Origin of the sequence: Streptococcus sp. HMSC072G04 (assembly GCF_001813295.1) — a bacterium.
Taxonomy (GTDB): Bacteria; Bacillota; Bacilli; order Lactobacillales; family Streptococcaceae; genus Streptococcus.
The window spans coordinates 10,500-35,227 of record NZ_KV812046.1; the positions used below are offsets into that span (position 1 = coordinate 10,500).

A 24,728-nucleotide genomic window follows, 5' to 3' on the forward strand; every position below is an offset into this window, starting at 1 on the left:
ATGGAACTTCCTGGATTGCTGAAATCATCCACCGGATAATTTCACCTAACGTCCGTACTCACCTGAGGAAAGTTTCTAAATTTTCTTTGTCATCAATCCGAAGAAAGGTTTAGCTAACTTTTCTTTTCAAACAAACTTTAGAAATCTTATCCACCAAGGTAGGCCTTGCGGACTTCTTCTGAGGCTAAGAGTTCTTTTCCTGTTCCGGTAAGAACGACTTTCCCTGTTTCCAAAACATAACCGCGGTCTGCGATGGCAAGGGCCTTATTGGCATTTTGCTCGATCAAGAGAACAGTTGTCCCTTGTTTTTGGATATCTTGGATGATATCAAAGATTTCTTGGATAAAGATTGGGGCCAATCCCATAGAAGGTTCATCCAGAAGCAAGAGTTTTGGCGTCGACATGAGTGCACGACCCATTGCAAGCATTTGTTGTTCCCCACCAGATAGGGTTGCTGCATCTTGGTTCTTCCGCTCTTCCAAACGTGGGAAACGGGAGAAGACTTTCTTCAAGTTAGCTTGATTTTCTTCTCGATCTTTCTTCAAGAAAGCTCCCATCTCCAAGTTTTCCATAACAGTTAAGCCCGGAAAGACGTGGCGGCCTTCTGGAACTTGAGAAAGTCCTGCTGCTACAATCTTTTGAGCAGGAACCTTTTGAATCTCCTGACCCAAAAACTCGATTTTGCCAGCACTTGGACGCACTAAACCTGAAATGGTACGAAGAATAGATGTTTTCCCAGCACCGTTAGCACCGATAAGAGAAACAACTTCCCCTTCATTTACCTCGAAACTGACATCACGGACAGCCTGGATCATGCCATAGTGTACAGAAAGATTTTCAACTTTTAACATAGACATTAGGCTTCACCTCCTAGATATGCTTCGATTACGCGTTTGTTGGTCTTGATTTCATCTGGCGTACCATGGGCAATCAAGCGACCATATTCCAATACATAAATCCGTTCTGTTACTTCCATGACCAAGCTCATATCGTGTTCGATCAACATGATCGTAATATTGAATTCTTTTTGAATGCGACGGATCAATTGGGTCAATTCTGCTGTTTCTTGAGGGTTCATCCCTGCAGCAGGCTCATCCAAGAAGAGGATTTTTGGCTCTGTCGCAAGGGCACGAACGATCTCCAAGTGACGTTGTTGTCCGTAAGCTAAGTTTTTGGCCAAGGTATCTGCTTCTTTTTCCAAACCAAAAATCGCTAACAATTCAAGGGCTTTTGCTTTCAAAGCTTCTTCATTCTTGTAATAGCTTGGCAAGCGGAAAAGGCTCGCAAAGACATGTGGTTTGTGGTGATTAGCAAAGGCAATCAAGACATTGTCCAAAACGCTCAAATCTTTAAAGAGACGAATATTTTGGAAAGTCCGTCCCAGACCACCAGCAGCGATTTTATAAGGTGCTTTACCATTTAGTAGCTGACCATCTAAGGTAATGGTCCCTTCACTTGGTTCATATACCCCTGTTAGGAGGTTGAAGAGGGTTGTTTTCCCGGCACCGTTGGGTCCGATCAAACCAACCAATTCCCCTTCATTGAGTTCCATGGTCACATCCCCAACGGCTGTCAAACCACCAAAGTTTTTTGTTAAATTTTTTACTTCAAGAAGTGCCATTAGTTAGCCTCCTTTTTTGAGAGTAGTTTTTTCAAGCTGAATTCCCATGTTCCAAGAAGACCACCTGGACGGAAGATCATCACGAGAATCAAAGCCAATGAGTAAATGATCATACGGACACTTGAGAAGTCTTGAAGCACCATGTTCAAGATACCCAAGACGATAGCTGCCACAACTGTTCCGGACATTGATCCCAAACCACCAAACACGACAATGATCAAGACATTAATAGTATTGGTGAAAGAGTAATCTTTAGGAACAACAGAGCCGATAAAGCCGGCTTGGAGAGATCCAGCAATCGCCGCTGTGATCGCACCAAATACAAAGGCGATAACTTTGACTTTAGTCGTATTGATCCCAACAGATTCTGCTGCGATTTCATCTTCACGAACAGAAAGGGTAGAGCGTCCAATTGGACTACGTAAGAAGTTAATCGTAAAGATCGTTGTAATTACAACAAAGAGGTAAACCAATTGCCAAGTTGTAAAGGCTGGCAAACCAAGGATCCCAGCAGCCCCATTTGTTAGAGTACCACCATTGACGATCAAGATCCGGATGATTTCAGAAACCCCAAGTGTCGCAATCGCGAGGTAGTCCCCTTTCAAACGAAGGGTTGGAACCCCAACGATCAAGGCAACGACACCAGCAATCAAAGCACCTAAAACCATCGCGCCAAAGAAAGCCCCATAGGTTGGTGATTTGGAACCGAGAATAGCTGCAGAGTAGGCACCAATCGCCATAAATCCGGCATGGCCGAGTGAGAATTGACCTGAGAAACCAACAATGAGGTTCAAGCCAACTGCAAGGATAATATTAATTCCGATTTGTTCTAAAATTTGGATATAGAAGAGGTTGAGCACACCCGCTGCAACCAAGACTTGGATCAAGGCAAAACCTGCGACCAAAAGACCAAGCCAGACTAAATTCACTTTTAAATTTTGTTTCATGGCTTACACCTTCTCTTTCACATTTTTACCGAGGATACCTGCTGGACGGATGAGCAAGATCACAATCAAGATGGCATACACAATGGCATCACGGAAGTCTGAAAGACCGATCGCTGTAGCGAAGGTTTCTAACAAACCGATAACAAATCCACCTAGGGCAGCACCTGGAATGATTCCGATTCCTCCAAGAACCGCTGCGACAAAGGCTTTGATCCCTGGTGTCATCCCCATCAAAGGCTCGATCGAGTTGTAATACAAACCAATCAAGACACCACCAGCACCTGCCAAGGCTGATCCCAAAGCAAAGGTAAAGCTGATTGTACGGTTTACGTTAATCCCCATCAATTGAGCGGCATCACTATCGACAGATACAGCCCGCATGGCTTTCCCCATCTTTGTCTTTTGAATAATAAATTGAAGAGCGACCATCAAGAAAACAGATACTCCCAAGATCATCAACTGAATATTAGAGATTGAAATAGGACCGAAGTTGTAACGAACCGTTTTAATCACTTGCGGGAAGGAACGGGTATTGGCACCGACGAAGAAGACCATCCCATATTCGAGCAAGAAGGAAACCCCGATGGCTGTGATCAAGGCTGCAATCCGAGTCGAATGACGAAGCGGACGATAAGCCAGGTATTCAATCACAACCCCTAAAATAGCTGTCCCAACCATCGCTAGGAGCAAGGCTACAAAGAAGTTCACTTTCCACGAGTTCAATAAGAAATATCCCATAAAGGCACCTACCATGTAGATATCCCCATGGGCAAAGTTGATCAATTTGATAATTCCATACACCATGGTATAACCAAGGGCCAAGAGTGCATAGACACTTCCCAAGATTAGACCGTTCACTAATTGCTGGAGCATTTGAACCATCCTTTCTAACAATAAAGAGCGAGGCCAGGAATTTTCATTCTCCCAGCCTCTTGTACAAACAACAAATGATAATTATGGTTTAACAGACTCAACTGATTTGACTTTACCATCTTTCAAGCCAATCATAAGAGCTGATTTAACCGGGTTGTGGTTCTTGTCAACTGACATTGTACCAGTCACACCTTCCAAGTCTTTCAACTTCGCAAGGTTATCTTTCAATTCGACAGAGTTCTTAGCACCTTTAGATGCTTCGGCAACCATGTAAACTGAATCATAAGCCAAAGCTGCGAACATTGAAGGTTCTTCATTGTATTTCGCTTTGTAGGCTTCTACGAATTTCTTAGCTTTATCAGTCATTTCGCCTTCAGTAGAGAATCCAGCTACGTAGTAGATGTCTGTAGCTGCAGCAGGTGTTGCTTGTTCAACGAATTTAGCATCGCTAAATCCATCACCACCAATGATTGGTTGTTTGATTCCCATACCACGCGCTTGATTTACGATCTTACCAGTTTCTGTGTAGTAACCTGGAAGAACAATCGCATCGAAGTCTTTATCTTTGATTTTTGTAAGGGCAGCTTGGAAGTCTGTATCCTTAGATTGGAAGGTTTCTGTTGCTACGATTTCACCTTTGTAAGATTTCTTGAAGGCTTCAGCAATCCCTTTCGCATAGTCAGATGAGTTATCGTAGTAAAGAACGACTTTCTTCGCTTTCAAGTTATCAGTTGTGTATTTGGCAATGATTTTTCCTTGGAAGCTATCGATGAAGGTTGCACGGAAGAGGTATTCTTGACCTTTTGTCAAATCATCTTGAGTTGCAGATGGTGTAACCAATGGAACACCTGCTTTACCAGCATTGGCAACGGCTGCTGCAGTAGCACCTGAAGTTGCAGGTCCTACAAGAGCGTTCACTTTTGATTGGGTTACAAGGTTTGTTGTAATAGTAGCTGCTTCAGCTGTTTCAGATTTGTTATCTTTATCTGTGACAACGATCTTCTTACCGTCAGCTCCACCCTTAGCGTTGATTTCATCAACGGCCAATTGAGCACCTTTTTGTTCAGCGCTACCGTAGGCTGCTACTTCACCAGTTTTTTCAAAGTTAAAACCGACTTTTAGTTCTTTGCCGATTTCGTTACCAGTTGTGTTTGAACCTGAAGTAGAAACTTCACCACAAGCAGCAAGAAGAGCGACACTTGCAATGGTTAAAAATGAAAGAGCAAATTTTTTCTTCATTTGTAATGATCTCCTTAAATGAATCTTAAAATAAATACATTAAGAATATACCGAATTATCTGACAATTGTCAATAAAAAAAGCGCAATCCATCAAATGATTGCGTTTTCTAACCTTCTGTGACCACAGATGGGGTCTCCAATCGTTGTAAACTCCCCACAAAATCTGTATCTAAATCTTTGAGATAGCAAGGCAAGACCTTTTTGACATAACGTTCTTTCTTTAAGTCTTCCATGACTTGATCGGCCTTGTCGCTGTCCACATACAATTGGACATAACGGCATTTCTTAGAATGGTACAAGACATCTCCGACTGATTGTAATTTTTTCCCGTCGCGATTGTAATACAATTTAACAATTAAGCCTGTTCTTTCTTGTTTCTCAAACATGGTTAATCCCTTTCTCGTTCTGTTACTAGTATATCAAATTTCAAGAAAAAGAACTACTCTTTTATGAGAGCAAAAAAGAGAGTGGGACAGAAATCGGTAATTCGTTAGAATTCGATTTCGTCGTCCCACCTCCGCACAGTTGAGTAGGGCTGTAAAAGCTGATGAAATCAGCGTAGTAGAGCCCACTCAGCCACTGCGTCTTGCTCGACAATTCAAAAACAATTGAGAGGCTAGGACTTTTGTCCCAGCCTCTTGACGGACCTTCCCATAGAATGGTTTAGCCCAATTTATTATTGGCCATGATTTCATCAATAAAGCCATATTCAAGTGTTTCTTGTGCGCTCATCCAATTGTCACGTTCAGCATCAGCATGCACTTTTTCGATCGGTTGACCTGAATTTTCCGCAAGAATTTTTTCCAAGTTATTCCGTGTTTTGAGCAAGTGTTCTGCTGCAATCGCCATATCGGTTTGTTGGGTACCACCACCAGTACCACCCATTGGTTGGTGAATCATGTACTCGGCGTTTGGCAACATGAAGCGTTTGCCCTTCGCACCGCTTGAAGCGATAATAGTTCCCATAGAAGCTGCCATCCCCATAACAATGGTTTGGACATCTGACTTGATAAAGTTCATGGTATCTACGATGGCGAGACCTGCAGAGACAGAGCCACCTGGGGTATTGATATACATATAGATATCTTTTGTATTATCTTGGGCATCCAAAAAGAGCAATTGAGCGATAATGGAGTTAGCCATTTGGTCCTCAACTGGTCCTGTTACCATGATAATTCGATCTTTCAACAGACGGGAATAAATATCGTAAGAACGTTCTCCACGACTGGTTTGTTCAATAACTACTGGAATCATCTATTCTTCTCCTTTAGTATCCATTCATTCTCACGATTCGTGAGGTTCAAAGTATATGTGCTATTATAAACCAATGGTCAAAAAAGGTCAAATCTTAAGCACCTTTCGGACTTATCTTATAATGAATGGTTTCTTATTTGGTACCGAATAAACGGTCACCTGCATCCCCAAGACCAGGAACAATGTAGCCATGTTCATTCAAATGATCATCGAGGGCTGCTGTAAAGATATCAACATCTGGGTGAGCTTCTTGAAGAGCTTTCACCCCTTCTGGCGCTGATACCAAGCAGACAAATTTGATATGGCTAGCGCCACGTTTTTTCAAGGAATCAATCGCTAGGATAGCGGATCCACCTGTAGCAAGCATCGGGTCTACTACAAAGATACGACGTTGATCAATATCTTCTGGCAATTTCACCAAGTATTCAACTGGTTTCAAGGTTTCTTCATCACGGTACATCCCGATATGGCCAACCTTAGCAGCTGGTACCAAACTCAAGAGACCATCAACCATCCCAATCCCTGCACGAAGAATTGGGACAATAGCCAATTTCTTCCCTGCGATTTGTTTTTGAACGGTTTTGGTAATAGGAGTTTCAATTTCAACATCCTCAAGAGGCAATTCACGCAACACTTCGTAGCCCATCAACATAGCAATTTCATCTACCAATTCACGAAAGGCCTTCGTAGAGGTATCCGTGCGGCGGAGAATAGACAATTTGTGTTGAATCAGTGGATGTGTAATAACTTCTAGTTTTCCCATTTTTGAGATCCTTCTTTCTAAGCTGCTATCTTTTAAAAAGGAGCTTGGATTGAGAAAGAGTCAAGCTCTCCCTCTTTCTGTTACTCCTTTTTTGATACGCGCAACACGTGGAAATCTTCATTTCCAACTTTACATTCTTCTTATTATACCAAATTTTACAAAAAAAAGAGAGCCCTTACACTTAATTTTTTAAGTTCGGACTCACTCTTTCTATCAATCAATTACAACCATTCTTTGTATTTCTTAATATAGATACGTTTGACAACCGTCACACTCAGCATATAGAGGACGATAATCGCAAACAATAGAACAAAGTACAATCCATTTAGTTGGCTCAACTTCAAGATAGAAGCCAAAGGACTATATGGAAGGGAGGTTACAAAGAAGGCTGCTGCTAAGGTCGTCACCACGACTGAGAAGGCTGGACGACTTTGGATAAATGGCAGTTTTGGTGAACGCAACATATGAATAACCATGGTTTGAGACCACATAGATTCGATAAACCATCCAGTTTGGAATACCATGATAAAGGCTGCTGCATCTGCTGCTCCATGGTTGTAGCCATGACCTAAAATCATAGGAACAACAAGGAAGTAAAGAAGCATGTAGGTAATAATATCAAAGACAGATGAAATTGGACCAATCCAGGCCATAAAGCGCATGATAGAGTTTGCTTCCCAGATACGAGGTTTCTTGAGAAATTCCTTGTCGACATTGTCAAAAGGAAGGGCGATACAAGAAAGATCATAGATAAGATTGAGCACAATCAAATGAACGGGCGCCATTGGAAGGAAAGGCAAAAAGATGCTGGCAAAGAGAAGAGAGAAGATGTTCCCGAAGTTAGAAGAGACCGTCATCTTGATGTACTTGGTCATATTGGCATAGACCTTGCGGCCTTCAACCAAACCTTTTTCAAGGACCATCAAGTCCTTATCCAGAAGGATGACATCTGCCGTTTCTTTGGCAATATCCACAGCGGTATCCACGGAGATCCCAACGTCTGAGACCTTCATAGATGGAGCATCGTTGATCCCATCTCCCATGTAACCAACCTTGTGGCCATTCTTCTTGAGGCAGAGGATGATCCGCGCTTTTTGATCTGGTGATAGTTTGGCAAAGACCGTTGTTGTTTCCACAACTTGTGCTAACTCTTGGTCTGTCATCGTATCGATTTCGCTTCCCAAAAGAATCCGCTCGACATCTAGTCCTACTTTTTCACAGACAGCTTGGGTGACCTTTTCATTATCCCCAGTTAAGATCTTGGTGGTTACCCCATATTCTGCAAGAGCTTTGATCGCTGGAGCTGCAGAAGGTTTTGGTGGATCAAGAAAGGCAAGGTAACCAGTTAGGATCATGTCTCGTTCATCTTCAACACTAAAGATGTCATTTTCGTCCAAGTCGGTTTTGTAGCTAACACCCAAAACACGAAGTCCTTGTTCATTTAACTGAGCAACTTCAGCGAGGACCTCTTGACGAACTTCATCTGTCAGGCGTTTAATCTCTCCCTTGTACTCAACATAAGTCGATACAGAAAGCATTTCTTCCAAGGCACCCTTGGTCACCATGCTGACCACACCGTCTTCGTCTTTGACAATGACACTCATGCGACGACGTTCAAAATCAAAGGGCAATTCATCAATCTTATGGAAGGTTTGATCCAGGTCGCGAACAATTTCATGTTTCTTGGCTTCTTTCTGGGTCCGATTGATAATCGCTCGGTCCATCAAATTTTTTAGCCCGGTTTGGAAATAGGAATTCAAGTAAGCCCGGCGAAGGACTGATAGATCCAACTCGCCATGGATATCAAGCGGATACTCCAAAACGATTTCATCTTGGGTCAAGGTTCCTGTCTTATCAGTACACAAAATATCGATAGCGCCGAGGTCTTGGATGGCATTGAGTTTTTTGATAACGACTTTTTCCTTGGCCATGATGATGGAGCCCTTAGCGAGACTCGCTGTAATAATCATCGGCAGCATTTCCGGAGTCAAACCAACCCCAACGCTGAGGGCAAAGACACCCGCTTCTAACCAGTCACCATCTGTGAGGCCATTGATCACAAAGACAACGGGCACCATCACTAACATGAGCCGAATCAAGAGCCAAGAGATGGTATTCATTTCTCTCTCAAATGAGGTTGGTTCGTCATAAGTGTTGATGGTTTGCTCAATAGCTCCCATCATGGTTTCATCTCCCACGACCAAGACCAAGGCTGTCGCCCGTCCGGAGATGACATTGGTTCCCATGAAGGCCAAGCTTTCACTTTCCAAGAGACTATCTAGATTTTGACTGTCGGCTTTTCTGAGACAAACCTTTTCAACAGCATCACTTTCCCCTGTGAGGCCAGATTGTTGGACAAAGAAGTCACGGGAATCAATCAAGACCACATCTGCTGGAATCATATCGCCGGCACTTAGTTTGATCACATCTCCTACGACGATTTCATCGATCGGAATTTCTTGTTCTGATCCATCACGAAGAACGGTCGCTGTATTGACAATCATACGTGATAAGTTGCTGGCAGCTTTGTCGCTCCGCAATTCTTGAATGAAGCGGATACCACCAGAGATCAAGACCAAGGTCACAATGATGATAGAGGTCGTTGGATCCTGTTCACCTGGTTTTGCTAGCCAGACATTAGTGATGAAGGAAACCAGCGCAATGACCAACAAAATCACCGTAAAAGGATTGATGATCGATTCGTAGATCTTTTTGATCATGGAATCTTCTTGACCTTTTGTGATGACATTTTCGCCATAAGCATCGCGGTTTTCTTCTACTTGATCGTCAACTAGACCAAGGGCACTGGTTTGGTAGTTGGCAAAGGTGCTTTCAAGTGGTTCTTGAAGAGCGTTAATAAGTCTTTCTTTATTTGTTTGCATTGGTATCTCCTTTTTCAATCAGGAGCCAATCACTTTTGGAGTCCCTACGACACAAATCAGCGATTGGCTGGTTCGGTGCGGTTCGGGATGATCGTCGATTTGTATCATAGCTCTCTCCTTTCTCTTTTCTAGGTAAGGCATAAAAAAGAGTCCTACCCTCGATCGGTAGGACTCATGAAACTCGTCATTTATTTTTCAATCAAAACTCTCAAAAAACTGACCGTCCAAGCTTTAGCTCCACAAGGCAATGAAATGAGCTTAGTCTTGACCTTTGCGATCAGGACTGTTGACCAACGAGTAGTGTCTCCACTGCTTTGCGGTAGTCATCCGTATCCTTGTGGTAGCCTCACCTACCGTATTTCGAGTTTATTGTACTCCTTCACTTACAGAAAGTCAACACTTATTTGTGAAAAGTTTCCACCAAGCGTTTGGTAATTTCTTCAATGAGGGTGAAGGGAGCTGCCACATTGAGGCGGGCATGCAAGTTTCCTTCTTTTCCAAAATCTGTTCCACGGTTCAAAATCAATTTGGCTTGGTCATGAATTTTAGCATGCAGCTCATCATCGGTATAAGGATAGGCTGAAAAGTCCAACCAAAGAAGATAGGTTCCTTGGGGCTTCATGACACGGATTTTGGTCTTTTCATGCAATTCATCTACAACATAGTCGATGTGTTTTTCAAAGACTTGCTTGAGCTCTGTCAACCAAGGTTTACCATGGCGATAAGCCGCTTCTGTTGCAATATAGCCCAAGCCTGAAATTTCATGTTGATTATTAGCCAATTGCCGTTGTTTAAAAGCCGTACGAAGCTTTGGATTTTCAATGACCACATAGGAATTTTTTGTTCCTGCAATATTGAACGTCTTGGTTGCACTGGTTAAGATCAAGCTGAAATCTTTAAAGCTTGGATCAACTGTGTTAAAGCTGGTATGACGGTGGCCAAACAAGGCCAAATCTTGGTGGATCTCATCTGAAACGAGAAGGACACCATGTTTTTGACAGAGGTGGCCGATTTTTTCCAAGACTTCACGATCCCATACACGGCCTCCAGGATTGTGCGGATTACACAAAACATAGAGTTTAACCTCTTGCTCCACAATGTCTTTTTCGAGCTGATCAAAATCAATTTGGAAAAGACCGTCCTTTTCAACTAATGAATTTTCGATCAATTTTCGACGATTGAGCTTGACGCTTCTGGCAAATGGAGGATAGACCGGCGTATTGATTAAGACAGCATCCCCTTCCTTGGTGAAGGCTTGAATAGCTGTTGAAATGGCTGGAACAACACCTTCGATAAAGACGACAGCTTCCTTGTCAAAAGAATAGCCATGCTCTTCTTTTTCCCAATCAAGGATAGACTGGTAGAGGCTATCCGATGCATAGGTGTAACCATAGACCATTTGGTCAGCATAGCCGATAACAGCTTCTCGTACTTCTGGAATGACATTAAAATCCATATCCGCGATCCAAGCTGGAATGATTTCTGGATCGGTCTCTGTTTCTTTCCATTTGTAGGTATGGTGGGTCAAGCGATTCGGTAAAGTCGTGAAATCATATTTGGTCATCTTAAGCCTCCAATGCTTGTTTCAAATCTTCAATCAAATCATTCGCATCTTCGATTCCGATGGACAACCGAAGAAGATCATCTGTCAAACCGTATGAATGACGAACTTCTGCAGGAATGTCCGCGTGAGTTTGGGTGGTAGGATAAGTGATCAAGCTTTCAACTCCGCCAAGACTTTCTGCAAAGGTAAAGACTTGAAGGGAATTCAACAAGTTAGGAATTTTTTTCTCATCTTGAATTTTAAAGGAGACCATTCCACCTTTTCCAGTGTAAAGGACTTCTTTGACCTGAGGGGAGGTTTTCAAAAACTCGACCACCTTGCGAGCATTCTCTGTGGAGCGCTCCATCCGGATAGAGAGCGTTTTGAGACCACGGATCAGCAGATAGCTGTCAAACGGGGAAAGAACAGCACCTGTCGTGTTCAAATTGTAAAAGAGTTTGTCATACAAGTCCGCATCATTTGTCACGACAACACCAGCCAAGACATCGTTGTGACCAGCTAGGTACTTAGTTGCTGAATGAAGAACAATATCCGCTCCCTCTTCAATCGGACGTTGATAGATCGGGCTATAGAAGGTATTGTCCACCACGACTTTGGCACCTTTTGCATGGGCCAATTTAGCTAAATGAGCAATATCAAATTCCAACATCAATGGATTGGTTGGTGTTTCAATATAGAGGACATCCACTGGATCATGATCTAGATGGTGGATCAATTCTTCTTCTGTATTGGCATAGGTGAAAGAGAAACGACCCTCTTGCTCTTGTTGGTTAAACCAGCGGAAAGAACCTCCATAAAGGTCACGAACGGCCAAGACTTTTGAACCAACTGGGAAAATGCTAAAAGCAAGCACAATGGCTGACATTCCAGAGCTTGTCGCCAAAGCATAGTCTGCACTTTCGATAGCCGCCAAAGTCTTCTCAGCTGTTGCGCGTGTTGGATTTTTCGTACGGGTATAGTCAAAACCTGTAGACTGACCAAATTCTGGGTGTTGGTAAGTCGTAGAGAAATGCAAAGGAGTCGTCAAAGCTCCCGTTGCTTTATCCGACTTGATTCCTGCCTGTGCCAAAATCGTATTGATATTGCGTTTTTTACTCATATTGCCCTCCGATAAACATTCAATCTAACTGATTACTATTTTATCACTATTATGAGGAGAGCGGTTTTCCCATTTTCAAGACCTAGCTATAGTTTCAAACTATAAGAAAAGGCTGGTCATTTATGTCCAGCCTTTGATTTATTTAATCCGGAATTTTTGTCTGAGACGTGCAGCTTGACCTCCGATAAAGCGGTCAAAATACCGTAGCCATAATCCTAAGGCTCCATAGATAACAACTCCTAATCCGCCAATGACGATAATATAAATCATGCTCGATACACGGCCATTTGGTGGGAAAATCCAGCCCAAAATCAAACCAGCGATCAAGACTCCAAGTAGCATCACCACGGTCAGAATGGAACCAAGCAAGGTCCGCTTGAAGACGATGGTGCGATTAAACTGAGTAATGGTTTGGATCTCCCGATACATGAGAACGATTGGGACCATTAAGGCAATGGTCGTTGACAAAAGCGGACCATAAGAACGAAAGACCAAAATAAATGGAATTTGTAGGACCAATTTCACCACTACACCATAAAGGAAGTAGCGGATGGCCTTACGATTTTGAAAGAGGGCTTGAATCATTGGCGATAAGACCGTGTAAAGACCGAGAATTACGGTCTGCAACATCGCTACGATGAAGAGTCCTAAGGCCAAGCCATCTGGTTGCCCATAAAATACCGTATAAAGTGGTTTTGCGACTGCTACTGCACCAAAGGTGGCTGGAAGCAAGAAAGCTAGCAACATGGTCAAGTTATCCTGTACAAGCTTTCCAGCCGCTTTTAGGTCCCCCTTCACATAATTCTCTGTCAACAGAGGAATCCCAACTCCCCCAATCGAAGTCGCTACCGCAATCAAGATCATGGTAATTTTGTTTGGATTAGCAGAGAAATAACTAAACATGACCAAGAGCTGCTTTTGACTATAGTCTGTGAACCAAGACATGACATTGATAAAGGTCATCTGGTCAACAATTTGGAAGAGCTGAATCGCGGAACCTGTGATGATAAAAGGAATAGCCTCACGAATCGTATCGATCAAGAGAGCCCGAGTATCAATCCCATCACTTCCCTCTTGCTTTCTAAAAATAGAAGAGAGCAAGCCTGTCTTTGCAAGGTAATAAAAGAGCACCAGAAGGCTCGCTCCCATCCCAATAAAAGCAGCAAAGGTCGATTGCGTCACAGCTTGCACATAATCACCTGAGCCAATCTTCATAATGAAGAAGGTCGTGAGCAACATCCAGATGACCCGAATGACTTGTTCTGCAATCTGGCTAATGGCGTAAGGCTTCATGTTGTTAAAACCTTGGAAAAATCCCCGAATGACACTCATCGAAGGAAAGATCAGGACAGCCCAAGAAAGGCTCTGCATGATCGGAATCAACTCTTTTCCCCCACCTGAAAGACTCGCAAAGACAGGAGACAAGAGATACATGAGAATGGCAAATCCAAGGCCTAGAATTCCCATGAATTTCAAGAAGCCCCGAATCAAAGCAAAGCTATGATCGGCTTGGTCCCGGGTATTGTACTTGGCTACTTGCTTGGCAACAGCTACGGGTACTCCGGCTGTCGAAATCAAGAGAAACCAAGCATAGATATTGTAGCCCATTGTAAAAAGACCATTGGCTTGTGGCCCATATTTTCCCATCCAAATATACCAAGGAATAATATAAGCAGCTCCTAGCAAACGGCTGATAAAGTTGCTGGCTGTCATCCAGGCAGTCCCGCGTAGCATCTGGGCTTGCTGGTCATTTTGTTCGTGACTCATAAACGTCCTCTTTCGTTTCTTCTTCTCTTCATTATAAACTTTTCCATGTTACTTGTAAAATTCAGACTTTCGGTTTACAATAGTTTTATGATTACAATTGAACAAACCCTCAACATTTTAAAACATGACCAAAATTTCCGAGAAGTTCTAGTAAATGGGGAGTACTACTACCATCTAGAAGGAACAAGTTTTGATGCTATTAGCTATGATAGCCGGAAGGTTTCTGCTAGCACCCTCTTTTTTGTCAAAGGGGCCAACTTCAAAAAAGAATACCTGGAACAGGCTATTTCTAATGGACTCGGCTTTTATGTCTCTGAAAAAGATTATGAAGTTGGTATTCCTGCCATCCTCGTCAATGATATCAAACAGGCCATGAGCTTAATCGCCATGGAGTTTTATGGACACCCTGAGAAACAATTAAAACTATTGGCCTTCACAGGGACTAAGGGAAAGACAACCGCGGCCTATTTTGCTTACCATATTTTGGAACAAAGTCACCGACCAGCTATGCTGTCGACTATGAATACGACGCTGGATGGTAAAAACTTCTTTAAATCGACCCTGACAACTCCAGAGAGCTTGGATCTTTTTGCCATGATGGCTGAGGCAGTAGCCAATGATCGGACCCACCTCATTATGGAAGTTTCCAGTCAAGCTTATCTAGTGAAACGAGTTTACGGTCTGACCTTTGACGTTGGTGTTTTTCTCAACATCAGTCCTGACCATATTGGACCGATTGAACACCCAACTTTTGAGGATTATTTCTACCACAAACGTCTCCTCATGAAGAACAGCCAAGCCGTTGTCATCAATAGTGATATGGATCATTTCCAAGTTTTAGCGGACCAAGTCGCGAACCAAGACCACGATTTTTATGGAAGCCAGTCTGAGAATCAAATTGAAAACTCTAAGGCCTTCAGCTTCTCAGCCACTGGTAAATTAGCTGGAAACTATGAAATCCAACTGATTGGACATTTCAACCAAGAAAATGCTGTGGCTGCCGGACTTGCCTGCCTTCGCCTAGGTGCGAGCCTCGAGGATATCCAAAAAGGGATTGCTAAGACGCGCGTTCCAGGCCGAATGGAAGTCTTGACTCAGCAAAACGGCGCTAAGGTCTTCATCGACTACGCCCATAATGGTGATAGCTTGAAAAAACTACTCTCTGTTGTCGAAACCCATCAAACGGGGACCATTTCACTAGTTCTCGGATCAACTGGGAATAAAGGAGAGAGCCGCCGCAAGGACTTTGGCATACTCTTGGAAGACCATCCTGAGATCCAAGTCTTCCTCACAGCGGATGATCCCAACTATGAAGATCCTTTGGCTATCGCTGAAGAGATTAGTAGTTTTATCACGCGCCCTGTCGAGAAAATCGCAGATCGCGAGCAAGCCATTCAACTGGCTATGGCGACAACCAGCAAGCCTGAAGATGCTGTTATTATCGCTGGAAAAGGAGCAGACTGCTACCAAATCGTCAATGGCGTAAAAGAAGAGTATCCAGGTGACGCAGCCATCGCTGAACATTATCTATAATCAAAAAAACAAGGCTAGGAAGTTTTCCTAGCCTCTTTCTATTGTTTGATAAACATCAGTCTTTCCTTATCCAAGTCCACTGCTAATTCATATTTGCCTTCAGCATTTTTGCGGATATAGCCTAAGACTTCTAAACTATCGACAAAGATGTCCTTGCGCTTTTGCTGGACTACTTCTTTTTTGAGAAATTTGAGCAAAAAGCTGGTCATATACTTAAGAGCATACTCGGGATTAACATCTCCCAAGATGGCATAAAGCTTTTCTTGATCCTCCGTCAAAGGGTATTGGTGTTTCACCTTGTAGAAGTAATTGGAAAGTGTCTGTGCATGTCGTTCGAAGTCAGTCTCCTCTATGAGAATTGCTGCATTAGTCGTGTTGCGGAGTTCTGTTTGGAAGACCTTGGCTTTTAATTCTTGATAAACTGCACTGTCCTCTCGAACAAAGACCTCTTGATCCAGTTCAACTCGATCAGTTGACTCTAAGAAAGGCAAATTGAGAGTGTAGCGTTTATTTTCTCGAAGGATGAAGCCCGCTTTGATATACTCCTCCATCAGCTTATCCACTGGTTGATCCGGAAATTGGGCCTTAATTTGCCGCAGGATCACATCGTCGTGCTGGTCCAAATAGTTGATCAAGTCCTTGAAAAATGGCTGACGTGTCAAACGTGTGGGATTAATGATTGTAATCATGAATAGGTCTCGTTTACTGTTTTATCGGTTTGTTCTTATTGTAACATAAAAATTAGTTTAAGCGAAATCAATACCAAAGGACAAAATCTTCAATTTATAGACAGGCAGGCAAGAGGGGAAAATAAGGCAATAAAAGGACTTAGTCTTTTCAATCCAAGTTTACTGTAGAAGCCCCATAAGTTATTCCAACTCATTTCATTTCTATTATTTTAAAAGAAATAAAATCAGTCAGTAGTTGCTTAATGCGTTCTGGACATTCTTCATTGTCCCTACTGTAGATACTCACTAGGCCATGTAAAAAAATAAAGATTCCACTACGAATATTTAGCGCTTCTGCATCAGATAAGTCTCTCGGTAAAAAGACATCAATAGCTTCTTCCAATAAACGATAACTTTTCATTCTCAATTGCATCAACGGTTGCGAACAATCGCCTGAATCTTCATGCTCTCCACGGTAAAAAATCAATAATTCATAAAAATTACATTCTCTAAACCCAAAATCCACGTATACTTGACAGATTTGAAGCAGACGTTCCTTATCATTCTGCTTGGAATGGCTGATTTCTAAGCAAGTATGATAGAGGTGAGTTAACGGTTTTTCCGCTACTGCATATAATATATCCTCTTTCTTTTTAAAATACTGATATATAGCTGTATGTGAACATCCTGCAGCTTGAGCAATCTGCCTAATTCCCACCTTCTGGTAAGGTTCTTTTCGGAAAATTTCCTCGGCTGCCCTGATAATTCTAGATCTTGTATCCTTTGCCATTACAAACTCCCTTTAAACCCATCCGATGCCTCAAAATCTCGTACGGCATCTTTTACCTCACTGCCATGACAAACACTAACAAGTGCATGTGAATAATCCTTGAGAATTCTTTCACCACTAGCTAAAGCCTGTCTCATATCTGCTGTATATCCTTTCATTGGTGGACGCAACTTTCCATTTCTCGTAGCTGTAAAAAGATCTCCAGCAATTAAAACTTGATCCTCTTCATGGTAATAAACAACATGACCAGGGGAATGACCAGGAGAAAATAGGGGTTTTAGTCCTGCACTACTTATCAAGTCTTGACCTTCTTGACTCTCAACAGTTATAAAAGTAGCCGGATCAAAAATCACTTTTTCCGTCTCTTTTCTATTAGGAAAAGGTTCTTTGCCTGAAATATAGGGGAATTCCTTCTCACTGATTAAAGTCGGGATGTTCCCAAAGTGCTGTCTAAGATAGGGCAAACCTTTGATATGATCTGGATGTCCATGGGTCAGAAAAATTGCTTCAATTTTTTGTGGGAGTAAAAACTGGGCAGCGTACTTCTCCATTCCTCGCATTCCCGTATCAATCACATAAAAGCGACCAGATGATTCAACTAGCCATATGCTGACAACAAAAACACCCAATTCGAACTCAAACTTTCTTATATGTGGACTGATTTGTTTTGTACGTGTTAATAAACGATACAAGAAAGACATATTTACTTCCTCCTTTGAATTCCAGCAAAAACTAACCAGTGGTTAGTTTTTTTGTGAAGTATATCATATTTTATCTGTCTAAACAAGAAACATCCAGAGGATATTAGAAAAAAATACAACTTTTACAAGTTGTATTCGAACGTAGAACATATTTTTAAAATCAGAAAATAATATATCGAGACTTTCCGCTGTGAGGAAAGGATTAAAATATTATTTTTCTTTAGTTTGATGTAACTCTTATAAACTGTATCAAAGATTCAGATTGTTGTTTCACGAATCCAAATCCTCCAAATACCTTTCTTTAAACTGTAGCTGTGGTGATTGGGCTAACTGACTCGGGTTGGTCCCGGGCTGATCTAAAGGAACAGCTAGGCCAAGCTCCTTGTAGTAATCCAGCCAGAACGGACTAATCTCCTGCTCTTCATCTCCAAACTTCATGGGAATGGTTTCAAAAATAGGAAGTAGTTCAGCAATGAACTGGGAACAGTAATAACCATCTCCATCCGGATAAAAGGAAGCATTGTAGGGGGCCCCTAAAAGGTTTTCTGCCCGCTTTTTGACCTCTGGACAATCAATCTGCGCATAACGATAAAGGTCATAGACTTTTCCAGCTTCAAAGAAGTCCTCAGGGGCTTGGGAAAGGACGCCACCTTCTACCGTGGCATGATAAATGAAACCGTCCAAAAAGATAGCCACATGGCTATAGTTGCCAGTAGATACCTGGATGGCCTGCCCCATTTCCGTATCTTCTCTCACAAAAATCAAATCGCCCGTCTCTAACATGATCTTCTCCTAGCAAAAAAGGAGTCGAAACTCCTTTTTAATAATGGGTTTCCCCATTTATCATTAAGCATTAAAGCTTTCAGTCAATTGAGGAACCACTTGTTTCTTACGTGAAACGGCACCTGGAAGGAAAGCGTGATTGTTTTCAAGTTTGAAGTTGAAGGCTGCTTCTACCTTGTCCATGTTGGCACCAAGAGCCAAGATTTCTGAGTTTGAGTTGACGATGTCTGTAATCATCAAAACAAAGTCAGAGTAGCCGTTAGCTGCATTGGCAGCTTGGATAGCTGCTTCGATTTCAGCTTGGCGTTCCAAAACTTCCGCAATATCAACTGTGTTCACTTGAGCCACACGAACGTTATTTCCGTTCAATTCAAAAGTCTTGGCATCGATGTCGATCAATTCTTCTGCTGATTTGCTTGCCAAGTTAGTACCAGCCTTGAGCATTGCAAGACCATATTCTTCCAAGTTGACACCAGCCAATTCAGCCAATTCTGGCGCAATCACTTTATCAGATGGGTGTGTTGTTGGAGATTTCAAAAGAAGGGTATCTGAAATCAAACCTGAAAGCATCAAACCTGCCAATTCTTTTGGCACTGCTACACCATGTTCTTTGAACATGCGGTAAACGATAGAAGATGCTGATCCAACTGGTTCCAAACGCATGTAAAGTGGGCTGGCAGTTTCAAAGTTAGCCACACGGTGGTGATCCACTACACCATATACTTCTACTTCAGCGATATCTGAGACAGATTGTTGGAATTCATTGTGGTCCGTCAAGATGACTTGTTCTGCACCTTCTGCTTTAGCTGATGTGATAACGCGTGGTGCTTCCACACCAAAATAGTCCAACACGAAAGCTGTTTCTTCATTTTGAGTTCCAAGAGCCACTGCTTCTGTATCCAAACCATAAGCTTCTTTTGCAAGATAAGCAAAAGCTACAGATGAGCCGATAGCATCTGAGTCAGGATTTTGGTGACCAAAAACGAGAATTTTTGACATGTTTCTACCTCTTTATTTCATTTATAGATTCACTCTATTTTAGCACGTTTTGCCATTTAAAGAAAGGGAATAGTTGTGCATTTCAATAGAAAAGACAGCTGGAGTGACCAACTGTCTATACTTTTTATCCTTTGACCCGTTTCAGGTAATCTTGGTAACTTTCTGTTTCCATCAAATCTTTTGCATTTTGGACCCGTTCTTTTGTCGGTGGTTTCACACCCTCCAATTTGTACGGAATTCCCAATTCACGCCATTTGAATTCCCCCATAGTATGGTAAGGCAGGATTTCAAATTTATCGACATTTTTAAGAGTTTTAACAAATTTCCCAAGCTCGATCAAATCATCATCCCGGTCCGTTAAACCTGGAACCAAAACGTGACGAATCCAGACTGGTTTTCCAATATCAGATAGGTACTTGGCACAAGCTAGAATCGTTTTATTGGTATGGCTGGTCACAATTTTGTGTCGTTCATCATTGATTTCCTTGATATCAAGAAGCACCAAGTCTGTCACTGCCATCAAGCGGTCAAATTTTTCCAAATAACGAGGCGTATTCCGGAAAGGAAGAGCACAGGTATCCAAAGTACAATGAATGCCCAACTCTTGAGCCTTGGTAAAAAGTGCAATCAAAAAGTCAATCTGCAAGAGGGCTTCTCCACCACTGACAGTGATTCCCCCTTTTTCGCCCCAAAATCCACGATAACGGAGGGCTTCTTCTAAGACATCATCTACCGTCCGCTCACGGGACTTGTTGGTTTCCATTGCCCAAGTATCTGGATTGTGGCAGTATTGACACCGCATTTGACACCCTTGAAGGAAGACAATAAAGCGGATCCCAGGCCCGTCTACTGCACCAAAACTTTCTGTTGAGTGTACCATTCCTGTTACTTTTCCATAGTCAACTGTTTCATTTTCCATTGAGGAACCTCTTCTCTTGAAAACGTTTTATGATTTTATTATAACACGATTCCATCTATTTTAAAGAGTTTAAGCTTCTTTTTGAAAAGAAACTGTTCTTTTCAGTAGTTTTCATTGTCCTAGTACAGTTTCCAATATGGGACTATCTGTCCTGTATTTTAGGAGAAAAAAAGGAGCCAGCGACTCCTTTTTTAGATCTTTCTTATAAAACACGTCAGTGAGTCATCTTTTTCTTCTTGTAGAAGACAAGACTCATCGTAGCTACTGCCACTCCAAAAAGAGCTAGATAGCTTGTTTCTTGTCCAGTAGATGGAAGGATTTTCCGTTTACCTGGTGTCTTTGTTTCTGTTGTTGCCTCTTCCTTGTCTTCTTGCTTCTCATCTTCGTTCTTGCCCTTCTCTTTGCTTTCAGATGGTGAACTCTTTTGTTCATTGGCTTGAGCCTGATGAGGGACTAGTTGAGATCCTGTATTCGATGAGGAAGGGCTGGTTTGATCCGTTGGTTGTCCTGTATTCCCTTGTTGATCATCCGTCGGCGTTCCTGGAGTTTGTGCTCCACTAAAGTCGATTTGGACCAAGACAGGATCATGGTCTGATGCACGACCGTGTTCCTTCATAAAGGAAGCATTGATATGGACTGGTTCAAACCTTGCTTTGGCTGCCATGTTGTTTGAGATAAAAATATTATCCAAAACTTGATTGCTTCCACGGTAGAAATAAGAATAGCGATCGCCTGCATCATGTTGGGACATTAAGTTGGTTAGTTCATTGCCCGCAAGGATCTGTGCTGTGGTTGAGAAATCGTAATCATTAAAATCACCCGTCAAAACAAAGGTGGTCTTCGGATTTTGCTTCAAGCCTTCTTGAACGAATTGATGGATGACACTGGCTTGTGCTTCACGAGTTGGCAAGGTATGTTCCACTGCTGGTTGGCTTGCCCCATAAATAGCATCATCTCCGATTTTTGATTTCAAGTGATTAGCAATCACCACAACTGGTTGACCCTTGAATTCAAATTCAACAGCCAAAGACTTGCGAGTATGATCAAACAATGGATCGCTAGGGGCAATCCGAGCTGGGTTTTTAACCAGGTGGCCCTTGTCAAATTGCGCCGCTTCGTTGCTAGTTGCTGCCTCTTTTTTGGCTAAGGTCACGCGTTCTGGATTGTAGAGGATTCCCAAACGAATATTAGAACCAGGCTTTCCTCCGTCAGCACCATCTACTGGAGCAACCTCCGTATACTCATAGCTCTTGCCACCCAATTCCTTGATCCGATTGGCTAGTTTGCGTCCACTTTCAACACCACTGGTCGTCCCGTCATCCACACTACCATTATTGTCCTGCACTTCGATCAAAGTGATAATATCTGGATTGTGAATTTCATGGATAAAGGAATTGGCAATCAGCGTCACCTTATCCTCTGGGGTTTCATTTTTGGCATTGTTAGCCGAGAAATTTTCAATATTGTAGGAAGCAATGGTCAGCTTGTCCTCACTTGGTTGGGTTTGAGCTGCTTGACGCTGCAAACCACCGTCTTGGACTGTCAACTGTTGAGTAGGTTCTAACTTATAAAAGCTATTCCGATACGTTACCACTCCTGTCACATCTTCTGCAAAGTAATCCTTGGCTTTTGCGACAAACTGATTCCCAACATAAATCGGGATTGTCGCTGTATTTTGCGCATGTGGCCGTAGATTCAGACCTCCAATATTGTTTAAAGGAAGGCCTGTGAAATCTTCTCCCAATACATAGATATCTCCTTTGTACTGGGGACCAAGGACATGCGGTTTCTTCACTACTGTGAGCATACCTTCCAGACTTTCCCAATAATCGAGAGCATCAGTTTCTGGAGCATAAGCAGTCGGATTAGGCTTCACATCTGCTGGCATGCCCGCAGTGATATTCACAGCTTCTGGAAGAGGGGCCGTCCCGTCTTTTGTGATCCAAGCATCGACTAACATGGTCACCGTTAAACTATTCGTTGGTTCCTTAAAGGTTTTCCCAGCTCCCAAGGTAACCTCTTCCATATAGCCTTCCTTGACGGTACCAGTGATTTTAACCTTGTCACCGACCTTGACCTTGTATTTAGAAACTACATAAATCCCATCTGAAGTCCGACTATTGCCATCCGATTCAATATCTTGAGCATAAAAACCATAGCGGTCTGTTTTCGTCACCACTGCATTTTTGATGGCTACCTTTTGGCCTTCCAGTGGAGAGCGTTGCGATTCCCCTTGAATGTCCCCGATCTTAACCGTTTTCTCCTCAGTATCGTCTGAGGAACTGCTAGATGTCTCTTCTTTATCACTCGAAGCTCTCGTCGTAGCTTCTGTAGTTGTTGTTGTAGCAGAAGTCGAACTATTTGTCGAGCTTTCCTCGCTGCTAGTGTTCGTCACTAGCGCTGGCTCTGAAGTCGAAGCTGTGGTCTCGTCTGCAACTACCGTGAGGGTACTGCTAAAGACCCCCAACTGACTAGCCAATAAGGTAGCTACTCCCAGTAGGCGAATCTTTTTACCGTTTTTTCTCATGCGTTTCTCCATCCCTAAAAAGTTTTCCTCTTTTATTATAAGGGAATGACTTTGTATTTTCAAGCGCTTTCAAAAATATTTTTCAAAAAAACACTTCGACCCAAAAAGATCGAAGTGTCAAGAACTTAAGTTAAAATTGCCAGTGTCTGATACGGTTTCAGAATTACTTTTTCAGAAAGCTCTACATTCTCATAGTTGGACAAGAGCGCGCGCCCTGCTTGGTAGTCTTTTGGAATCGCTACTTCGACCTCACTTCCATAGAAATGATTGAGTACCAAGAGTTTTTGACCATCTAAGTGGCGTTCAAAGGCGTAGACTTCTTGACTATCTTCCATTACTGGCAGATAGCTTCCTTCTGAAATGATCCGCATTTCTTTACGCAAGCGAATCAATTCTTTATAGAAGGTAAAGATTGGGCCATCGATTTCCTTTTCAACATTGATGTCTTTATAGGACTTCCCAACTTTCAACCATGGTGTGCCTGTTGAAAAACCTGCATTTAGTGAAGCATCCCACTGCATAGGCGTACGTGAATTATCACGGGACTTAGCTTGGATAATCTTAAAAGCTTGCTCAGGTGACTTGCCTTGGTCCAAGAGCATTTGGTAAGCATTGATGGATTCAACATCCACATAATCTGCCATCGAATCATAGTCTGGATCAATCATGCCAATCTCCTCACCCATGTAGATATAAGGAGTTCCACGTGACAAGTGAATGCTAGCAGCGAGCATGGTCGCTCCTTCATTGCGGAAGCTCTTGATATCCACAAAGTGATTCAGAGCACGAGGTTGGTCATGGTTATTCCAGAAAAGGGCACTACCAGGTCAGTCGAGATACCATCCGTAAATCGCTCAAGCTCTTGCAGGAAGAAGGCTTTATCGAGACTGTTCAAGGGATGGGGTCGCAAATTTGTAGGCAAGCACACTTTGACTTCCCCGTTTCCCAATTAACCAGCTACCAAGAAATCGTCAAAGCATCTGGTCTTCACTCAGAAACCAATGTCATTCGTTTGGAAAAGATCAGTATCGATGAAAAAGGCGCTAAAAAGACAGGTTTCCCCCTTCACCGATTGGTTTGGAAAGTAACCCGGCAACGGGTGGTGGATGGTGTCGCTTCTGTCTTAGATATTGATTACCTAGACAGAGAGCTCATCCCTGGCCTGACCAAGAAAATTGCCCAGCACTCTATCTACCACTATATAGAAGAAGACTTGAAATTGCAGATTGGCTATGCTAAGAAAGAAATCTTGATTTCACCAATCGATAATCGCGATAAGATCTTACTGGATCTTGGAAAAGACAAACACGTGGTGACGGTCCGCTCTCAAGTTCACTTAGCAGACGGACGCCAATTCCAATTCACCGAAAGTCGACACAAATTAGACAAGTTTCATTTTGTCGACTATGCAGAGCGGAGGAAATAAAAAAGGAGTTCAGAAAAACCTTCTGAATCAATTTTTTAGAATATAGACAAATTGCATTTACATAAAACAACCTAATTGATGCAAAATAATGAAAATGATATTTTTTTCAAGGTTCATTCAATCATACACTGAAACTTTTCGCTGTGAGAAATGTGCCTAAAATACAATTATTTTAGGCACTCGGGAGTTTTGAGAGTAAAACAGTTCGAGGAACTGTTTTAGACTGAGCCTAAAAATTGAAAAGCGAAGGGACTCAAAACTAAGTCATGGAACTTCTTCAAAGTTCGCTGACGTCCGTACTCACCTAAGAAAAGTTTCTGAGATGACTTTGTTATCAATCTGAAAGAGGCTGGGACAAAAGTCCTAGCCTCT

At 42.4% G+C, this 24,728-nt stretch carries 20 protein-coding genes, 2 pseudogenes and 1 riboswitch; of the genes and pseudogenes, 2 read left to right on the forward strand and 20 right to left on the reverse strand.

Going from position 1 to position 24,728, the window contains the following annotated elements:
* Nucleotides 1-146: 146 nt before the first annotated feature.
* From HMPREF2904_RS10020 to HMPREF2904_RS10075, 12 genes are all read right to left on the reverse strand, one after another.
* Nucleotides 147-857: an ABC transporter ATP-binding protein gene (locus HMPREF2904_RS10020; protein ID WP_003005434.1), complete on the reverse strand. Its 711-nt coding sequence runs from the start codon at nt 855-857 to the stop codon at nt 147-149.
* Complete coding sequence (locus HMPREF2904_RS10025; RefSeq protein WP_003005595.1) at nt 857-1,621, reverse strand: ABC transporter ATP-binding protein; 765 nt, start codon at nt 1,619-1,621, stop codon at nt 857-859. Before HMPREF2904_RS10025 ends, HMPREF2904_RS10020 begins: the two co-directional genes overlap by 1 nt.
* Nucleotides 1,621-2,568: a branched-chain amino acid ABC transporter permease gene (locus HMPREF2904_RS10030; RefSeq protein ID WP_003008278.1), complete on the reverse strand. Its 948-nt coding sequence runs from the start codon at nt 2,566-2,568 to the stop codon at nt 1,621-1,623. Before HMPREF2904_RS10030 ends, HMPREF2904_RS10025 begins: the two co-directional genes overlap by 1 nt.
* 3 nt (nt 2,569-2,571) lie before the next feature.
* Complete coding sequence (locus HMPREF2904_RS10035) at nt 2,572-3,441, reverse strand: branched-chain amino acid ABC transporter permease (RefSeq protein WP_021153669.1); 870 nt, start codon at nt 3,439-3,441, stop codon at nt 2,572-2,574.
* An 81-nt stretch (nt 3,442-3,522) separates the two neighbouring features.
* Nucleotides 3,523-4,680 (reverse strand): ABC transporter substrate-binding protein, encoded by a 1,158-nt coding sequence (locus tag HMPREF2904_RS10040; protein WP_070662477.1) that lies wholly within the window; start codon nt 4,678-4,680, stop codon nt 3,523-3,525.
* Between the two features lie 108 nt (nt 4,681-4,788).
* Entirely contained in the window at nt 4,789-5,067 is a 279-nt protein-coding gene (locus tag HMPREF2904_RS10045) for a DUF2129 domain-containing protein (RefSeq protein WP_070662480.1), read from the reverse strand.
* Nucleotides 5,068-5,344: 277 nt separating this feature from the next.
* Nucleotides 5,345-5,935: an ATP-dependent Clp protease proteolytic subunit gene (locus tag HMPREF2904_RS10050; RefSeq protein ID WP_070662483.1), complete on the reverse strand. Its 591-nt coding sequence runs from the start codon at nt 5,933-5,935 to the stop codon at nt 5,345-5,347.
* Nucleotides 5,936-6,068: 133 nt separating this feature from the next.
* Nucleotides 6,069-6,698 (reverse strand): uracil phosphoribosyltransferase, encoded by a 630-nt coding sequence (gene upp, locus HMPREF2904_RS10055; protein ID WP_003005574.1) that lies wholly within the window; start codon nt 6,696-6,698, stop codon nt 6,069-6,071.
* 221 nt (nt 6,699-6,919) lie between these two features.
* A complete protein-coding gene (mgtA, locus tag HMPREF2904_RS10060) occupies nt 6,920-9,580 on the reverse strand; it encodes a magnesium-translocating P-type ATPase (protein WP_021153674.1) in 2,661 nt (886 codons plus the stop codon).
* Nucleotides 9,581-9,787: 207 nt separating this feature from the next.
* Nucleotides 9,788-9,945, reverse strand: a riboswitch (M-box (ykoK) riboswitch).
* Between the two features lie 35 nt (nt 9,946-9,980).
* Nucleotides 9,981-11,144 carry a MalY/PatB family protein gene (locus tag HMPREF2904_RS10065; RefSeq protein WP_070587039.1) on the reverse strand — a complete coding sequence of 388 codons (1,164 nt, stop codon included), beginning with the start codon at nt 11,142-11,144 and terminating at the stop codon, nt 9,981-9,983.
* 1 nt (nt 11,145) lies between these two features.
* Nucleotides 11,146-12,243: a cystathionine gamma-synthase gene (locus HMPREF2904_RS10070; protein WP_070662486.1), complete on the reverse strand. Its 1,098-nt coding sequence runs from the start codon at nt 12,241-12,243 to the stop codon at nt 11,146-11,148.
* 138 nt (nt 12,244-12,381) lie between these two features.
* Nucleotides 12,382-14,010: a putative polysaccharide biosynthesis protein gene (locus tag HMPREF2904_RS10075; RefSeq protein WP_003013325.1), complete on the reverse strand. Its 1,629-nt coding sequence runs from the start codon at nt 14,008-14,010 to the stop codon at nt 12,382-12,384.
* A gap of 87 nt (nt 14,011-14,097) precedes the next feature.
* Between HMPREF2904_RS10075 and HMPREF2904_RS10080 the strand changes: the two genes are divergently transcribed.
* The gene (locus HMPREF2904_RS10080; RefSeq protein WP_070662490.1) at nt 14,098-15,543 is read left to right on the forward strand and encodes a UDP-N-acetylmuramoyl-L-alanyl-D-glutamate--L-lysine ligase; all 1,446 of its coding nucleotides are present in this window, start codon (nt 14,098-14,100) and stop codon (nt 15,541-15,543) included.
* A gap of 38 nt (nt 15,544-15,581) precedes the next feature.
* On the opposite strand, the gene HMPREF2904_RS10085 is transcribed toward HMPREF2904_RS10080, so the two are convergent.
* The 8 genes and pseudogenes from HMPREF2904_RS10085 to HMPREF2904_RS10120 form a co-directional block, all read right to left on the reverse strand.
* Nucleotides 15,582-16,232, reverse strand: coding sequence for a DUF1803 domain-containing protein (locus HMPREF2904_RS10085; RefSeq protein WP_070662493.1), 651 nt, complete (start codon nt 16,230-16,232; stop codon nt 15,582-15,584).
* A 190-nt stretch (nt 16,233-16,422) separates the two neighbouring features.
* Nucleotides 16,423-17,001: a TetR/AcrR family transcriptional regulator gene (locus HMPREF2904_RS10090; RefSeq protein ID WP_070662496.1), complete on the reverse strand. Its 579-nt coding sequence runs from the start codon at nt 16,999-17,001 to the stop codon at nt 16,423-16,425.
* Nucleotides 17,001-17,702, reverse strand: coding sequence for an MBL fold metallo-hydrolase (locus HMPREF2904_RS10095; RefSeq protein ID WP_070662499.1), 702 nt, complete (start codon nt 17,700-17,702; stop codon nt 17,001-17,003). The genes HMPREF2904_RS10090 and HMPREF2904_RS10095 overlap by 1 nt, the downstream gene beginning before the upstream one ends.
* 270 nt (nt 17,703-17,972) lie before the next feature.
* Nucleotides 17,973-18,485, reverse strand: coding sequence for a YiiX/YebB-like N1pC/P60 family cysteine hydrolase (locus HMPREF2904_RS10100; protein WP_070662503.1), 513 nt, complete (start codon nt 18,483-18,485; stop codon nt 17,973-17,975).
* A gap of 63 nt (nt 18,486-18,548) precedes the next feature.
* Entirely contained in the window at nt 18,549-19,484 is a 936-nt protein-coding gene (locus HMPREF2904_RS10105; RefSeq protein ID WP_070662506.1) for a manganese-dependent inorganic pyrophosphatase, read from the reverse strand.
* 124 nt (nt 19,485-19,608) lie between these two features.
* Entirely contained in the window at nt 19,609-20,403 is a 795-nt protein-coding gene (gene pflA / locus HMPREF2904_RS10110; RefSeq protein ID WP_003005017.1) for a pyruvate formate-lyase-activating protein, read from the reverse strand.
* Between the two features lie 214 nt (nt 20,404-20,617).
* Nucleotides 20,618-22,930, reverse strand: coding sequence for an endonuclease/exonuclease/phosphatase family protein (locus HMPREF2904_RS10115; protein WP_070662509.1), 2,313 nt, complete (start codon nt 22,928-22,930; stop codon nt 20,618-20,620).
* 125 nt (nt 22,931-23,055) lie between these two features.
* Nucleotides 23,056-23,751: pseudogene (locus HMPREF2904_RS10120) on the reverse strand (alpha-amylase family glycosyl hydrolase); the annotation flags it as partial.
* On the opposite strand from HMPREF2904_RS10120, the pseudogene treR reads away from it, so the two are divergent.
* Nucleotides 23,751-24,356: pseudogene (treR, locus tag HMPREF2904_RS10125) on the forward strand (trehalose operon repressor); the annotation flags it as partial. The pseudogenes HMPREF2904_RS10120 and treR sit on opposite strands and share 1 nt — an antisense overlap.
* Nucleotides 24,357-24,728: the final 372 nt, after the last annotated feature.

What these genes read in the sequence shown, in the direction of transcription:
- HMPREF2904_RS10020 (WP_003005434.1), bottom strand. Translation starts at nt 857, where the DNA reads ATGTCTATGTTAAAAGTTGAAAATCTTTCTGTACACTATGGCATGATC.
- HMPREF2904_RS10025 (WP_003005595.1), bottom strand. Translation starts at nt 1,621, where the DNA reads ATGGCACTTCTTGAAGTAAAAAATTTAACAAAAAACTTTGGTGGTTTG.
- HMPREF2904_RS10030 (WP_003008278.1), bottom strand. Translation starts at nt 2,568, where the DNA reads ATGAAACAAAATTTAAAAGTGAATTTAGTCTGGCTTGGTCTTTTGGTC.
- HMPREF2904_RS10035 (WP_021153669.1), bottom strand. Translation starts at nt 3,441, where the DNA reads ATGCTCCAGCAATTAGTGAACGGTCTAATCTTGGGAAGTGTCTATGCA.
- HMPREF2904_RS10040 (WP_070662477.1), bottom strand. Translation starts at nt 4,680, where the DNA reads ATGAAGAAAAAATTTGCTCTTTCATTTTTAACCATTGCAAGTGTCGCT.
- HMPREF2904_RS10045 (WP_070662480.1), bottom strand. Translation starts at nt 5,067, where the DNA reads ATGTTTGAGAAACAAGAAAGAACAGGCTTAATTGTTAAATTGTATTAC.
- HMPREF2904_RS10050 (WP_070662483.1), bottom strand. Translation starts at nt 5,935, where the DNA reads ATGATTCCAGTAGTTATTGAACAAACCAGTCGTGGAGAACGTTCTTAC.
- upp (WP_003005574.1), bottom strand. Translation starts at nt 6,698, where the DNA reads ATGGGAAAACTAGAAGTTATTACACATCCACTGATTCAACACAAATTG.
- mgtA (WP_021153674.1), bottom strand. Translation starts at nt 9,580, where the DNA reads ATGCAAACAAATAAAGAAAGACTTATTAACGCTCTTCAAGAACCACTT.
- HMPREF2904_RS10065 (WP_070587039.1), bottom strand. Translation starts at nt 11,144, where the DNA reads ATGACCAAATATGATTTCACGACTTTACCGAATCGCTTGACCCACCAT.
- HMPREF2904_RS10070 (WP_070662486.1), bottom strand. Translation starts at nt 12,243, where the DNA reads ATGAGTAAAAAACGCAATATCAATACGATTTTGGCACAGGCAGGAATC.
- HMPREF2904_RS10075 (WP_003013325.1), bottom strand. Translation starts at nt 14,010, where the DNA reads ATGAGTCACGAACAAAATGACCAGCAAGCCCAGATGCTACGCGGGACT.
- HMPREF2904_RS10080 (WP_070662490.1), top strand. Translation starts at nt 14,098, where the DNA reads ATGATTACAATTGAACAAACCCTCAACATTTTAAAACATGACCAAAAT.
- HMPREF2904_RS10085 (WP_070662493.1), bottom strand. Translation starts at nt 16,232, where the DNA reads ATGATTACAATCATTAATCCCACACGTTTGACACGTCAGCCATTTTTC.
- HMPREF2904_RS10090 (WP_070662496.1), bottom strand. Translation starts at nt 17,001, where the DNA reads ATGGCAAAGGATACAAGATCTAGAATTATCAGGGCAGCCGAGGAAATT.
- HMPREF2904_RS10095 (WP_070662499.1), bottom strand. Translation starts at nt 17,702, where the DNA reads ATGTCTTTCTTGTATCGTTTATTAACACGTACAAAACAAATCAGTCCA.
- HMPREF2904_RS10100 (WP_070662503.1), bottom strand. Translation starts at nt 18,485, where the DNA reads ATGTTAGAGACGGGCGATTTGATTTTTGTGAGAGAAGATACGGAAATG.
- HMPREF2904_RS10105 (WP_070662506.1), bottom strand. Translation starts at nt 19,484, where the DNA reads ATGTCAAAAATTCTCGTTTTTGGTCACCAAAATCCTGACTCAGATGCT.
- pflA (WP_003005017.1), bottom strand. Translation starts at nt 20,403, where the DNA reads ATGGAAAATGAAACAGTTGACTATGGAAAAGTAACAGGAATGGTACAC.
- HMPREF2904_RS10115 (WP_070662509.1), bottom strand. Translation starts at nt 22,930, where the DNA reads ATGAGAAAAAACGGTAAAAAGATTCGCCTACTGGGAGTAGCTACCTTA.